General features: G+C 65.2%; 13 protein-coding genes. 7 read left to right on the plus strand and 6 right to left on the minus strand.

Features of this window, described 5'->3' with window-relative positions:
- The first annotated feature begins 165 nt into the window (after positions 1 to 165).
- The 6 genes from lysS to fabZ all read left to right on the plus strand — a co-directional run bounded on the left by lysS (position 166) and on the right by fabZ (position 7,509).
- Positions 166 to 1,755 carry a lysine--tRNA ligase gene (lysS, locus tag DFW101_RS14725; RefSeq protein WP_009182320.1) on the plus strand — a complete coding sequence of 530 codons (1,590 nt, stop codon included), beginning with the start codon at positions 166 to 168 and terminating at the stop codon, positions 1,753 to 1,755.
- Entirely contained in the window at positions 1,752 to 2,981 is a 1,230-nt protein-coding gene (locus tag DFW101_RS14730; RefSeq protein WP_009182321.1) for a lipoprotein-releasing ABC transporter permease subunit, read from the plus strand. The genes lysS and DFW101_RS14730 overlap by 4 nt, the downstream gene beginning before the upstream one ends.
- Positions 2,974 to 3,675 carry an ABC transporter ATP-binding protein gene (locus DFW101_RS14735; RefSeq protein WP_009182322.1) on the plus strand — a complete coding sequence of 234 codons (702 nt, stop codon included), beginning with the start codon at positions 2,974 to 2,976 and terminating at the stop codon, positions 3,673 to 3,675. Before DFW101_RS14730 ends, DFW101_RS14735 begins: the two co-directional genes overlap by 8 nt.
- Positions 3,647 to 6,295 carry an outer membrane protein assembly factor BamA gene (gene bamA, locus DFW101_RS14740; RefSeq protein WP_009182323.1) on the plus strand — a complete coding sequence of 883 codons (2,649 nt, stop codon included), beginning with the start codon at positions 3,647 to 3,649 and terminating at the stop codon, positions 6,293 to 6,295. The genes DFW101_RS14735 and bamA overlap by 29 nt, the downstream gene beginning before the upstream one ends.
- Before the next feature lie 171 nt (positions 6,296 to 6,466).
- The gene (locus tag DFW101_RS14745) at positions 6,467 to 6,973 is read left to right on the plus strand and encodes an OmpH/Skp family outer membrane protein (protein ID WP_009182324.1); all 507 of its coding nucleotides are present in this window, start codon (positions 6,467 to 6,469) and stop codon (positions 6,971 to 6,973) included.
- 71 nt (positions 6,974 to 7,044) lie between these two features.
- Positions 7,045 to 7,509, plus strand: coding sequence for a 3-hydroxyacyl-ACP dehydratase FabZ (fabZ, locus tag DFW101_RS14750; RefSeq protein ID WP_009182325.1), 465 nt, complete (start codon positions 7,045 to 7,047; stop codon positions 7,507 to 7,509).
- Positions 7,510 to 7,599: 90 nt separating this feature from the next.
- Here the strand turns inward: fabZ and DFW101_RS14755 are convergent, their stop codons facing one another.
- From DFW101_RS14755 to DFW101_RS20015, 5 genes are all read right to left on the minus strand, one after another.
- A complete protein-coding gene (locus tag DFW101_RS14755; protein WP_009182326.1) occupies positions 7,600 to 9,339 on the minus strand; it encodes an HD domain-containing phosphohydrolase in 1,740 nt (579 codons plus the stop codon).
- A 29-nt stretch (positions 9,340 to 9,368) separates the two neighbouring features.
- Complete coding sequence (locus tag DFW101_RS14760) at positions 9,369 to 9,755, minus strand: response regulator transcription factor (protein ID WP_009182327.1); 387 nt, start codon at positions 9,753 to 9,755, stop codon at positions 9,369 to 9,371.
- Positions 9,756 to 10,093: 338 nt separating this feature from the next.
- Positions 10,094 to 10,426: a hypothetical protein gene (locus tag DFW101_RS14770; RefSeq protein WP_009182328.1), complete on the minus strand. Its 333-nt coding sequence runs from the start codon at positions 10,424 to 10,426 to the stop codon at positions 10,094 to 10,096.
- A gap of 110 nt (positions 10,427 to 10,536) precedes the next feature.
- Positions 10,537 to 10,881, minus strand: a complete 345-nt coding sequence (locus DFW101_RS14775; RefSeq protein WP_009182329.1) for an IscA/HesB family protein — start codon at positions 10,879 to 10,881, stop codon at positions 10,537 to 10,539.
- A gap of 120 nt (positions 10,882 to 11,001) precedes the next feature.
- The gene (locus DFW101_RS20015) at positions 11,002 to 11,325 is read right to left on the minus strand and encodes an IscA/HesB family protein (protein WP_009110673.1); all 324 of its coding nucleotides are present in this window, start codon (positions 11,323 to 11,325) and stop codon (positions 11,002 to 11,004) included.
- 133 nt (positions 11,326 to 11,458) lie between these two features.
- Here DFW101_RS20015 and pyrR point away from each other — a divergent pair, with 133 nt between their 5' ends.
- Positions 11,459 to 12,001 (plus strand): bifunctional pyr operon transcriptional regulator/uracil phosphoribosyltransferase PyrR, encoded by a 543-nt coding sequence (gene pyrR / locus DFW101_RS14790; protein ID WP_009182330.1) that lies wholly within the window; start codon positions 11,459 to 11,461, stop codon positions 11,999 to 12,001.
- A 153-nt stretch (positions 12,002 to 12,154) separates the two neighbouring features.
- Here the strand turns inward: pyrR and DFW101_RS14795 are convergent, their stop codons facing one another.
- On the minus strand, positions 12,155 to 12,991 hold the full coding sequence (locus tag DFW101_RS14795; RefSeq protein WP_009182331.1) for a ribonuclease H-like domain-containing protein: 837 nt from the start codon (positions 12,989 to 12,991) through the stop codon (positions 12,155 to 12,157).
- Positions 12,992 to 13,086: the final 95 nt, after the last annotated feature.

Below are 13,086 nucleotides of genomic sequence, written 5' to 3' on the forward strand. Positions count from 1 at the left end.
GAAGAAGCGAATTATACTCGTGCGCCCATCCCGTCAAGCGTTTTTTGCGGGAGGCCGGAAAAATCCCTGGCGGCCACGCGTTGACGCGGTCCGCCATTTCTCGTATCGATACGCGCTTGGCCGCTTGGAAAGGCGGCCCAACGCCCCAAGCAACGGAGAATCCCCGTGGGCAGCGACGCGCCACGTCAGAAAGAATACAAGCTCCCGGTCAAGTCCAAGCGGGTGGAGGACTTTCGTCCCCTGCTCGAAAGCCTGGACGCCGGCAACGAACTCAACGAGGTCTTCAAGAACCGCATCGCCAAGGCCGTGCAGCTCCTTGACGACGGCGTTCCGCTCTACCCCAACGACTTCGAGAAGGGCGAGGACATCGGTCCCGTGGCCGCGGGCCACGAACCCCTGGACGAAGAGGCCCTGGCGGCCGTGCCCACGGTCTTCCGCCTGGCCGGACGCATCGTCTCGCTGCGTTCCTTCGGCAAAGTCGCCTTTTTCACCATCCAGGACGCCTCGGGCCGGATCCAGGTCTTTGCCGAGCGGGACAAGCTCGGGACCGAGGCCTACCAGACGTTTAAAAAATTCGACATTGGCGACATCGTCGGGGTCTCGGGGCGGCTTTTCCGCACCAAGACCGGCGAGTTGACGCTCCACGCCGACACCGTCCGCCTGCTGACCAAGTCCATGCGCCCCCTGCCCGAGAAGTTCCATGGCTTAAAAGACGTGGAAACCCGCTACCGGCAGCGCTACGTGGACCTGATCGTGACGCCCAAGGCCGTCGAGATCTTCAAGGCCCGCACCACCATCGTGCGCGAACTGCGGGCGTTTCTGGACACCGCCGGCTTCATGGAGGTCGAGACCCCCATGATGCAGGCCATTCCCGGCGGGGCCACGGCCAAGCCCTTTGTCACGCACCACAATGCCCTGGACATGGGGCTGTTTCTCCGCATCGCGCCCGAACTCTACCTGAAGCGGCTGCTCGTCGGCGGGTTCGAGAAGGTCTATGAGGTCGGCCGCAACTTCAGGAACGAAGGCGTCTCCACCCGGCACAACCCCGAATTCACCATGTGCGAGTTCTACTGGGCCTATGCCCGGTACACCGACCTCATGGACCTGACCGAGCGGCTTTTCAGCCACCTGGCCCGGGCCGTGACCGGCGGCGACGTGGTGACCTACCAGGGCCAGGAGATCAATCTCGGCCTCGGCTGGACCAGGCTCGCCTTCCACGATTCGCTGGAGAAGGTCGGCGGCATCTCCCCGGACGTCTACCGGGACTTCGACGCGGCCAAGGCGCTGGTGGAAAAGAGCGGGGAAAAAGTCCTCAAGGGCGAAAAGCTCGGCAAGGTCCAGGCCAAGCTCTTTGACATCTTCGTCGAGCCAAAGCTCCTCCAGCCGCATTTCATCTACCATTATCCGACCGAGATCTCGCCGCTGTCGCGCCGCAACAGCGAGGACCCGACCATCACCGACCGGTTCGAGCTGTTCATCTGCGGTCGGGAGATGGCCAATGCCTTTTCGGAATTAAACGACCCCGTGGACCAGCGCCTGCGCTTCGAGGACCAGGTCCGCGAGAAGGAAGCCGGCGACGACGAGGCCCACCGCATGGACGACGACTACGTCCGGGCCCTGGAGTACGGCATGCCGCCGGCGGCGGGGGAGGGGATCGGCATCGACCGGCTGGTCATGCTCCTGACCGACCAGGCCTCCATCCGCGAGGTGATCCTGTTTCCGCTGCTTCGGCCCGAAGGCTCCCCCGGTTCATGAGTTTCGAACTTTACATCGCCAAACGCTATCTCCTGGCCCGCCAGAAGCAGGCCTTCATCTCGGTCATCTCGCTGATCTCCATCCTCGGCGTCGGCCTCGGAGTGGCTTCGCTCATTGTCGTGGTCGGGGTGATGAACGGCTTTTCCCTGGAGCTTCGCGACAAGATCCTCGGCATCAACGCCCACATGGTGGCGTCCGTGGCCGGCGGGGCCCTCCACGACTATCGCGAGGACATGAAAAAGGCCGAGGCCGTGCCCGGCGTCCTCGGGGCCACGCCCTTCGTCTACACCGAGGTCATGCTGTCGAGCCCGCGCGGGGTCAAGGGCGTGGTCCTTCGCGGCGTGGACCCGGCTTCGGCCGGCAAGGTCCTGGCCCTGCCGGCCGAGATGACGGCAGGGAAGCTCGAGGACCTGACCGCACCCGGGCTTTTCCCGGGCATCATCGTCGGCCGGGAGTTGGCCGACCGGCTCGGGCTGGCCCTTGGCGACACCCTGAACCTGATGTCCCCGGCCGGCAAGGAATCCGCGGCCGGCTTCTCGCCCAAGGTCAAGACCTTCACCATCTGCGGCCTTTTCAAGACCGGCATGTACGAATACGACTCCACCCTGGCCTACGTCTCCATACCGGCCGCCCAGGAACTGCTGGGCTTCAAGCGCGACATCGTCACGGGCCTGGAACTCAAGGTGGCGGACGTGGACGCCGTGGACACCCTCGCCCCCCTGGTCCGCACGGCCATGGGCGGGCCGCCGGTCTACGTGCGGACCTGGATCGACATGAACGGCAACCTGTTCAAGGCGCTGCACCTGGAAAAGACGGCCATGTTCGTCATCCTGGTCATGATCGTCCTGGTGGGCTCCTTTTCCATCATCACCACGCTGGTCATGCTCGTCATGGAAAAGACCCGGGACATCGCCATCCTCATGTCCATGGGCGCGACAGCCAAAAACATCCGCAACATCTTCATGCTCCAGGGCACCATCATCGGGTTCGTGGGCACGGCGCTCGGCTACGGCCTGGGCCTCGGCGTGGCGCTCTCCCTCGAAAAATACCAGTTCATCAAGATCCCGGGCGACGTCTATCCCATGGACCACCTGCCGGTCCGGCTCGACTGGCCGGATCTGGCCGTGATCGGACTGACCGCCCTGGCCCTTTGTTTCCTGGCCACCCTGTACCCGGCCCGCCAGGCCTCGCGACTGGAACCGGCGGAGGCCCTGCGCCATGACTGATGCCCCGCTCTACGAGCTGACCAAGGTCAGGAAGGCCTACCAGGGCCCGGCCGAGGAGATCGTGGTCTTAAAGGGCCTGGATTTCACCATCAGGGCCGGGGACTCCATGGCCATTCTCGGGGCGTCGGGGTCGGGCAAGTCCTCGCTGCTCCATCTCCTCGGCGCATTGGACCGGCCAAGCAGCGGCACCATCCGGTTCCGCGGCCGGGACCTTGGCGGGCTGGCCCCGCACGAGGCGGCGCGGTTGCGCAATCGGGAAATCGGCTTCGTCTTTCAGTTTCACCATCTGCTGCCGGAGTTTTCGACGGTCGAAAACGTGGCCATGCCGGCCCTGATCGCCGGCGAATCCAAGCGCGAGGCTTTCGAGAAGGCCCGCGCATCTTTGTCGCTTGTGGGGCTTGATGAAAGGGCCGAACACAGGGTAACTACCCTTTCCGGGGGAGAGCGACAGAGGGCGGCCATCGCCCGTGCTGTGCTATTACGGCCAGCCGTCCTTTTGGCCGACGAACCCACCGGCAATCTCGATGAATCCACCGGCGCCCGGGTTGGCGAGGTCCTCGCCCGCCTGAACGCCGAGTTGGGCATGACATTGGTTGTGGTCACCCACAACCATAACCTGGCCGCCCTCATGGGCCGGAGACTGGAGCTGCAGGGTGGAGAACTCTATGCGCGCAACGAAACATTTCGGTCTTAAGGGGCTCCTTCTTGTCGTGTGCCTCCTGCTGGCCGCGGGCCAGGCCATGGCCCAGTCCGGCAAGGTGCTGGTCCTGCCCTTTGAGATCAACGCCGCCGACGCCCTGCAGTCCGTCCAGGCGAGCCTGCCCCGCATTCTGGCCGACAAGCTGAAGGCGGCCGGCGTGTCCGCCACGGCCGAGGGCGGCAAGGCCGTGGCCGGCGCCGACGCCGCCCGCCGGCTCGCCGCCGGGGCCCGGGCCGAATACGTGGTCTTTGGCAGCATCTCCAAGGTCGGCGAGGGCCTCTCCCTCGACGCGCGCGTGGCCAAGGCCGGCGGCGGCGAGCCGGTGGCCGTTTTCGCCTCGGCCAAGAGCGTGGTCGGCCTCGACACCGCGGCCGCCGAGCTGGCCGACAAGATAAGGCCCCAAGTCTCGGCCGTCGGCTCCTCGGACCGGATCGTCGAAGTCGACGTGGAAGGCAACTCCATCCTCGACAAAGAGGTGGTGCTCTTAAAGATCAAGAGCCAGGTCAACCAGAACTACGACCCCAAGGCCGTCAACGACGACGTCAAGAAGCTCTTCGACATGGGCTACTTCGACGACGTCCAGGTCCGCCTGGACAACGCCCCGGGCGGCAAGCGCCTGACGTTCGTGGTCAAGGAAAAGCCGCGCATCCAGGCCATCGGCGTCACCGGCAACGGGGACGTGAAAAAAGACGATGTCCTCGAGGCCATGAGCACCAAGTCCGGCGGGGTCCTGAACCTCAAGGTCCTGGCCGACGACCTGGGCAAGATCCGCGAGCTCTACAGCAAGAAGGGCTACTACAAGACCGAGGTCACCTACGAGCTCGAGCAGACCGACCCGCGCGTGGCCCGGCTCAACATCATCATCAAGGAGCCCAAAAAGCTCTACATCAAGGAAGTCAAGATCGAGGGCGCCAAGCTGATTTCGGCCGGCGACCTGGAGTCCGAGCTGGCCACCTCCACCCGGCACTTCTGGTCCTGGGTCACGGGCTCGGGCGTGCTCAAGGAAGAGATGCTCGAACGCGACGCCGCGGCCATCGAGGCCTACTACGCCAACCGCGGTTTCGTGGACGCCAAGGTGGGCCAGCCCGAGGTCGTCTACGGCGACGACGGCATCACGGTCATCTTCCGGGTGGAAGAGGGCGACCGCTACAAGGTCGGTTCCGTGGCCTTCGGCGGCGACCTGCTCTACGACCAGCCCAAGCTCCTCGAGCGGATCAAGCTCGACGAGCTGTCGGCCAAGGGCGACTACTTCAACCGGTCCGTGGTGCGCGACGACCTGAACGCCCTGGCCGAGCTCTACGCCGACGACGGCTACGCCTTTGCCGAAGCCGACGTGGACATGAAGAAAAACGCCGAGACCAAGGTCATCGACATCGTCTACGTGGTCAACAAGGGCCGCAAGGTCTACGTGCGCCGCGTCTCCATCGAGGGCAACGAAAAGACCCGCGACAACGTGGTGCGCCGCGAAGTCCGCCTGGCCGACGGCGATCTCTTCTCGGGCTCCAAGCTTCGCCGCTCCAACGAGCGCCTGGACAAGCTCGAATACTTCGAGAAGGTCGACATCGAGACCGTGCCCACGGACAATCCGGGCGAAGTCGACATCAAGGTCAAGGTCAAGGACAAGAACACCGGCGCCATCAGCCTCGGCGCCGGCTACTCCACCTCGGACAGCGTGTTCTTCGGCGGCTCGGTGGAAGAGAAGAACCTCTTCGGCAAGGGCTACCACGCCAAGTTCCAGGGCATGTTCAGCGGCAAGTCCAGCCGGGGCATCTTAAGCTTCACCAACCCGCGCGTCTACGACTCCAACCTGGCCGCGGGCGTGGACGTCTACCAGGTCTACCGGGCCTACGACGACTTCAAGAAGTCCACCACCGGCGCCAAGCTCCGGTTCGCCTATCCCCTGGGCGAATACACGGTTCTGTCCTGGGATTACCGCCTGGACCACTACCACATCTACCATACCAACTGGGACGCTTCGAGCGTCATCCAGCAGTCGGCCGGCTGGCACTGGGCCAGTTCCGTGTACGCCGAGATCGACCGCGACACCGTGGACAGCGCCACCAAGCCGACCAAGGGCACGAAGAACACCCTGTCGCTCGAATACGCCGGCGGCGCGGTGGGCGGCGACGACGCCTTCATCAAGCCGGTCTTCACCTCGAACTACTTCCAGCCCCTGCCGCTCGACATGGTCTTCCACTGGCGCGGCCAGGCCGGCGTGCTCTTCCCGAACGCGGGCGGCGACATCCCGGTCTACGAACGCTTCTACCTCGGCGGCATCAACAACGTGCGCGGCTACGAGCTCGACAAGATCTCTCCCCGCGACCCCTGGACCCGTGAGCGTATCGGCGGCAAGGCGGAGTTCTTCACCAACTTCGAAACCATCTTCCCCATCAGCAAGTCCAACGGCCTGCTCGGCGTGGTCTTCTTCGACGCCGGTAACTCCTGGATGGACTACAGCGATGTGGGCTTCGACTTCTACAAGAGTGTCGGTGCCGGCGTGCGCTGGTATTCGCCGCTCGGGCTCATCCGGGTGGAATACGGCTACGGCCTTGATGCCGAACGGCACCACCTGCAGCCGTCGCAGGTCGGCTTCACCATGGGCCAGACCTTCTAGGTCCGGCAGGGAACGCCGGCGCGGACACCCGCGGGGCAGGCATGGAAGGATGACCGGACCGTGGCCGTGCCGCACAGGCGGTCGCGCAACCGGGACGCGGACCGGGAAACAGAGCAAAACAACCGGGGGGCGACGGCCCCCCGAAACACGGAAAGAGCAAGGAGTCGCGTAATGGCCGTAATGGTACGGGTTTTGATTGTGTTGGCCGTTCTGGTCCTGCCGGTGACGGCGTTTGCCCAGGGCAAAATCGGCATCATCAACCTCGATGAGGCCCTGTCCAACTCGAGCGCCGGCAAGGCCGCCCTGACCGGCCTCAAGAGCAAGTTCGAGGCACGCGAAAAGGCCATCGCCGCCCAGGGCGAGGAACTGAAACGCATGCAGGACGAACTGCAGAAAAAGAGCGTGGCCCTGTCCCAGGACGCCATGAAGGCCAAGGCCGCCGATTTCGAAGGCAAGGCCCGCAAGTATCTCGACGACCGCAACAAGCTCCAGCAGGAAGAGCAGCAGGCCCAGCAGGGCGTGCTCCAGCCCCTGCTCAACCGCCTGCAGAAGGTCGTTTCCGACTACGCGACCCAGAATGGCTTCAGCATCATCCTCGAAGCCCGCAGCGTGCCCTACTACGATCCCAAGATGGATGTGACCGCCGCCATCCAGTCCCAGTTCGACAAAGCCAAATAGGGCGTTCGCCAAGCCGTCTTGATGGGCCGGGGCGTTTGTCGTCCCGGCCTTTTTCACATGGAGGACCAGCCATGACCACGACCCCGGGCGCACCCATCGCCATAACCGAGATCTTCGACCTCCTGCCCCACCGCTACCCGTTCCTGTTGGTGGACCGCGTCCTCGAATACGACCCCGGCGTTTCGATCACGGCCCTAAAAAACGTGACCATAAACGAGCCGTTTTTCCAGGGCCACTTCCCGGGCGTGCCGGTCATGCCGGGCATGCTGATCCTCGAAGCCCTGGCCCAGGCCGGCGGCATCCTGGTGTCGAAAAGCCTGGACGGGCCCCTTGGCGACCGGATCTTCATGTTCACGGGGGTGGAGAAGGCCAAGTTCCGCCGGCCGGTGACGCCCGGCGACCAGCTCGTGCTCCGGTGTTTCGACCTCAAGCGCCGGATGACCCTTTGCAAGATGCGGGCCCAGGCTTCGGTCGACGGCAAGGTCGTGGCCGAGGCCGACCTGTCGGCCGCGGTGGTGGACAAGGGCGCGGTCTAGGCCGGCCCGGCCGGTCCGGACGGGCGACCCGGCCCGGCCTCCGGGGGGCCTCCGGGGAGCCGGGGGCGGCCGGAAGCCTTGCGGCGGCCGTCAGGCCGTGGCGCAGGCCGGCCTGGATTCGTGGTCGAGGTAGTCGGACAGGTCCAGGCGGCCGCGCAGGCGATCGCAGTCTTCCTCGATGACCCCGATGTGCCGGTCGAGGAGCGTGACCAGCCGGATGTCGATCCGGCCGGCCTCGGCCTCCTTCCACAGGATGCCAAGGGCCTTTTGCCGGGGCAGGGCCGGCTTGTAGTGCCGGGCCATGGTGATGGCGTCGTAGATGTCCACGATGGCGATGATGCGGCTTTGGAGCAGGATGTCCGCGTCCTTGAGCCCGGCGGGGTAGCCCGAGCCGTCCAGGCGCTCGTGGTGCTGGGAGATGATGTCGAGCAGCCGGCCCATGTTCTCCGGAAACGGGATGTGGCGCAGGATGCGGTGGGATTCGGCCGGGTGGCGCTCGATCTCCCGGCGCTCTTCCGGGGTCAGGTTGCCCCGGGGGATGAGCAGGCAGGTCAATTCTTCTTCGGTCAAAAGGGGGAACGGGGTGCCGGCGATCCGGACCTGGCTCGCCCCGATGGCCGTCACGAAGGCCGCGTCCTCGCGGCTGATGGCGTCGACGGCGTTTATCCGCTCCAGTTCCGCGAAATCGTCCAGCCCGACCTTGGCGTAACGGCTGTCGGCCAAGGCGGCCAGGGCCAGGCGCTGGCCGATGACGGCCATGGTCCCGGCCGGAAGCCGGGTGGCCTTGGTCAGGACCTCCTCGCGGATGCCGATCTTGCCCACGTCGTGGAGCAGTCCCGCATAGAGCAGCTCTTCCAGGTCGGACGGGGTGTAGGCCACGTCCGGGAAAAATTCCGTATCCCGGTGCACCACCTTGGCCAGGGCCACGCCGAGCCTGGCCACGCGCTGGGAGTGGCCGGCGGTGAAGGGGTCCCGGGCGTCGATGGCCGTGGCCAGGGCCTGCATCAGGGAATTAATGAGCGTCTGGAAGCTTTCGAAATGCAGGGCGTTGCCCATGGCGATGCCGGCCACGGTGGCCAGCGTCCCCACGTACTGGAGGTGGCTGGCCTCGAAGCGCACCGAGGACACGCCGCCAAGGGCCAGCATGCCCACGCACCGGTTGGAGGCGAAAAGCGGGGACAGGAGCAGGGAGGTCAGGTCGGCTTCGCCGCGCCACCGGCGGTCCACGGACAGGTCGTTTACGATCTCGCCCTTCTGGGTCCGGGCGATGTCCCAGAAGAGCGTCGATCGGGCGATGTCGGCCAGCCGGCAGCCGGCCACGTCGCCAAAGGCGCACATGGGCACAAACTCGTCCTGGTCCGGGGGGCGCAGAAAGACCATGCCCACCTCGGCCGGCAACTCGCCGTGCCGGTATTCGCCAAGCAGGGCCTGGGCCACGTCGCGGGGGCGCAGGGAACCGTTCAGGCCAAGGGTGGCCCGGTGGAGCAGGGAAATCTCCCGGTATTTGCCGAGGGCTTCGCCGGCCAGGCTGCGGCGGAGCGATTCGCCCTCGATCAGGGCCTCGATGCTGCCCGCGACAAACCGGGCCAGTTCCGGCAGCCGCGCCGCGTCCAAGGCCCCAGACCTGGCCTCGGGGGGGGCGGTGACACTCAGGTAGCCGATCAGGGCGCCGTCCAGGTGCAGGGGTTCGAGGTGGCGGAACGGGGAATCGTCCCCCTCGGGGGCGGATTCGAGGACAGCCACGGTCCAGCCCGAGCCGAGCAGGGCCTCGGCCCGGCCGAGCAGCGGGGCGAGATTTTTTTTCTTGAGCAGCCGGCGCAGGGGAACCATGAAGGATGCGGACGGGCCGAGCCGGAAACTCAGCACTCGAGGTTCAAGAGTTCCCTGGCCACCCGCAGCACCTCGTCCGGGTCGAAGGGCTTGGTCATGTACCGGCTGGCCCCGAGCTCCAGGCCCTGGCGCCGGTCCACTTCCTGGCCCTTGGCCGTCAAGAGGACGATGCCGATGCTCGTTATGGCCGGGTCTTCCTTGACGCGCTGGCAGACCTCGTAGCCGTTGAGTTTGGGCATCATGATGTCCAGAAAGACCACGTCCGGCTTTTGGGACCGGATCAGTTCAAGCCCTTCCTCGCCGTTCTGGGCGGACAGGATCTCCACGCCGCAGTCTTCCTCCAGTTCCTCAAGCGTCTGCTCAAGGAGCATGCGGATATGCACCTCATCATCGACGATGAGAATCTTCCCGGGCATGAACGACTCCTTTGCATGGCGCCAACCAATTTGAATACTAGTGAAAGCCGGCGTGCTTGGCAAGGCGTGCCGGCGGCGGGGCCATCATAAAACCGTACGGGAACGGGGAAATTCCCCCGTCCGGGTTTGGGCCGGTAAGGGGCATGTCAAAAAAAACCAAAAAAATGAGGAGGAAGACGCCGGCTTCGGACCCTGGGGGAGACACGGGAAAGAGCAAAAAATCATGGCCGGTTGGCCAAGGAGCGGCCGGTCGGGCCGGGCTGTCGCGGCACGCCGCGTGCCGCGACGCGTCCGGGGACCCGGCGGAGCCGGGGGGCCGGGCCGGAAGGCCAAGGGGATCAGTGCGTGCCGCAGGAGCCGCCGCAATTGCCGCCGGCCAGGGAGAAATCGAGGCTCGACCGGATGACGAACCCTTCCTCGCCGCAGTCGACCACCAGGGGGGCCGCCTGCTGCAACAGGGCGCGGTTGACCACGAACCGCCAGCCCCGGGCCGAAAAGGCGGCATCGTCGCCAGTCGGTTCGTCCGCGGCCAGTTCCAGGCGCGGGCCGCTGTCGCTCAGAAACGACAGGAAGACGCGCAGGCTCGGCCGGCCGGAAGGGGTGAAAAGGGCGGACAGGGCGATGTCCGCCGCCTCGGTCAGGCTGAAAAGATCGTTTTCCCGGATGTCCATGGCCAAAATCTAAAAGGGCCGGGCCGGCCTGTCAACAAGGGGTTCGCCCGAAAAAAGCGGGCCGGCCAGGGGCCGGCCCGCTTGGAGCTGACGTGTCTTTCGGGAAACGCTCAGGAGGAGCAGCCGCCGCCGCAACCACCGCCGCCACCGCTGCCACACGAACCGCCGCCGCAGGAACCGCCGCCTTCAAGCTTCAGATTCGAGCTCACGGCAAAGCCGTAGTCGGTCATGTCCACGGTGATGGGGCTCGCCAAGGCCAACAGCTCCTTTTCCACCACGACGGTATAGCCGTTGACGTCAAAAACGTCGTCGTTGTCGCGGGCTTCGTCCAGGGCCAGGGTCAGGGAGGGGCCGCAGCAGCCGCCCTTGTTCAGATACACCCGGATAGGGGCCTTGTCTTTATCGGCAAAATAGTTGTCGAGTTCGGCTCGCGCCGTGTCTGTCAATGAAACCATGCGAACCTCCAAACGAGAGATGTCAAAGGGGTAATCACCGGGGTTTGGATTGTCAAATAAGCCTCGTCTATGGATGCGGGGCCAAACTTCCGGTGATTCCCGATGCGATCTCCCGGGAGATCAGCTGGTCGAACAGGAACCGCCGGAACACGAGGAGCCGCAACTGCTGCCGCCACCGAGTTCCAGGCTCGAAGTGACCGAAAATCCCATGTAGGTCATGTCGACCTTGAGGGGCGAGGCCTTCTCAAGCAGGTCTTTTTCTATGACAAACGTGTAGCCGGAAACATCGAGCACCGCATCCGTATCGCGCGACTCATCCAGAGCCAGCGCCAGCCTGGGGCCAGCTCAGCCGCCGGACGAGAGATAAATCCGGATGGGCGTCTTTTCCTTGTCCGCGAAATACCCATCCAGTTGGGTCTTGGCGCTTTCCGTCAATTCAACCATGGTATCCTCCGCAATCAAGCTCTTTCGATGCAACTAAGCATGACCGATCGGAAAGTCAAATGGGTTCCTCCCGGGGCGACGCAGCGTTGCGCCGCCCGGGCATCTGCGGTATCTGCCGGAAAAGCCTGGGGGAATGCGCGTGACAAAATCGAAAAAACTGATGACCGCCGGCGAAGTGCGGCGCACCCTGGACCGGCTGGCCTTCGAGATCATCGAACGCCACGATCCGGCCTGCGGCCTGGCCCTGGTCGGCATCCAGCGGCGGGGGGCGGAACTGGCCGCCCGCCTCAAAGCCCTGCTCGACGCCCGGGGCGGCTGCGACGTGCCGCTCGGCAAGCTCGACATCAACCTGTACCGCGACGATTGGACCAACCGGGACGTGCAGCCCCAGGTCGGGCCGTCGGACATCCCGTTTCCGCTGGCCGGCAAGAACGTGGTCCTGATCGACGACGTCCTCTTCTCGGGCCGCACCATCCGGGCCGCCCTCGAAGCCCTGCTCGACTACGGCCGCCCCAACCGGGTGGAACTGCTTGTCCTGATCGACCGCCGGGGCCACCGGGAACTGCCCATCCAGGCCGACTATTTCGGCAAACGCGTCCACACCGCCCAGGGCGAACACGTGGACGTGGCCGTGGCCGAACTCGACGGCGAAGACGGCGTGCTGCTGGTCGGCTAGGGTTGTGGTCTTCCGAAAAACAGGACGGGATTTTTTTAAATAGTATAATTATTTAAACATGTTGACTTCGCAGTTCGCAAGGGATCACAAGGCGCCCCGGGTGACCCCGCCAGGGAAGGGGGAGCGCCGCCCGGGCCGGCCGCGTCCTGCCGGCTATTTGCGCGAAAAGGCCCAGGCCAGCTTTCGCAGCACGCGCGGGTCCGGGGCGTGGGGATTGTCGCCGGGACGGGGAATGGGCAGGGCGTAGCGGGCGGCGAAGGGCGTCTGCTCCAAGAGCTCGTTTATGGCGTGGGCCAGGAGCACGGGCAGGGCCAGGACGTCGGCGGCGTTGTAGGCCAAGAGCGTTTCGAGCAGGGCCGGATCGCCGCTTCGGGTGTATTCCCGCCACAGGATCACGGCGAAATAGCCGTCGGCCCCGGTCAGGCCGCCACGGTCCACGCCGTAGCGTTCCTCACACTTCTTGAGCCCGCCCTTGACGCCGATGGCGGTCAGGACGTTTCGCAGGTCGATGTGGGCCTTGGGCAGCACGGCGCGCAGGTGGGACCGCAGGACCGGCGCGTCGAAGCAGCGGCCGTTGAAGGTGACCAGCACCTTGCTCTCCAGGATGTCGGTGGCGAAGTCGTGGAGGTTTTGGCCGTGGGCGTAGGTGCGCACGGTATTGTGGCCGTCGTAGAGGGACACGGCCGTGACCTCGTTTTGCGGGGTGCCGTCGGTTTCGATGTCCACGCAGGCCAAGCCGTCGCGGAACTCGAAAAAAAGCCGCCAGGCCTCGGCCGGGGACAGGCGTTCGCCGAACCAGTCGGCGTCGCCGGCAGCCAGCCGCTCCTTGGAAAGCTCCAGCTCCTGCCGCCACATGGGAGCCTTGACGGAACCGAAGGGCGGCGTCTTTGCGTCCAGGAAGTCGTCCCAGGTGAGGATGCCGGCCGCCCAGAGGCGGCGTTCGGTGGTGGGGCCAAGGCCGGGCAGATGCACGAAAGTATGTTTGAGCACGCGAGGGCCTTACCCCTTTTGCGGTCCGGGCTCAACCTCCGTGTGTGACGGCACCAAACCTGCATGGGTTACGGGAGCCGGCGTATTTTGCCGCC

This window comes from Solidesulfovibrio carbinoliphilus subsp. oakridgensis, from assembly GCF_000177215.2.
Taxonomy (GTDB): Bacteria; Desulfobacterota; Desulfovibrionia; order Desulfovibrionales; family Desulfovibrionaceae; genus Solidesulfovibrio; species Solidesulfovibrio carbinoliphilus.

Bases quoted from the DNA above. Each gene is read 5' to 3' on its own strand.
- pyrR (WP_009182330.1), top strand. From the start codon at position 11,459: ATGCGCGTGACAAAATCGAAAAAACTGATGACCGCCGGCGAAGTGCGG.
- DFW101_RS14760 (WP_009182327.1), bottom strand. From the start codon at position 9,755: ATGCCCGGGAAGATTCTCATCGTCGATGATGAGGTGCATATCCGCATG.
- fabZ (WP_009182325.1), top strand. From the start codon at position 7,045: ATGACCACGACCCCGGGCGCACCCATCGCCATAACCGAGATCTTCGAC.
- DFW101_RS14735 (WP_009182322.1), top strand. From the start codon at position 2,974: ATGACTGATGCCCCGCTCTACGAGCTGACCAAGGTCAGGAAGGCCTAC.
- DFW101_RS14770 (WP_009182328.1), bottom strand. From the start codon at position 10,426: ATGGACATCCGGGAAAACGATCTTTTCAGCCTGACCGAGGCGGCGGAC.
- DFW101_RS14775 (WP_009182329.1), bottom strand. From the start codon at position 10,881: ATGGTTTCATTGACAGACACGGCGCGAGCCGAACTCGACAACTATTTT.
- bamA (WP_009182323.1), top strand. From the start codon at position 3,647: ATGCGCGCAACGAAACATTTCGGTCTTAAGGGGCTCCTTCTTGTCGTG.
- DFW101_RS14745 (WP_009182324.1), top strand. From the start codon at position 6,467: ATGGCCGTAATGGTACGGGTTTTGATTGTGTTGGCCGTTCTGGTCCTG.
- DFW101_RS14755 (WP_009182326.1), bottom strand. From the start codon at position 9,339: ATGGTTCCCCTGCGCCGGCTGCTCAAGAAAAAAAATCTCGCCCCGCTG.
- DFW101_RS14730 (WP_009182321.1), top strand. From the start codon at position 1,752: ATGAGTTTCGAACTTTACATCGCCAAACGCTATCTCCTGGCCCGCCAG.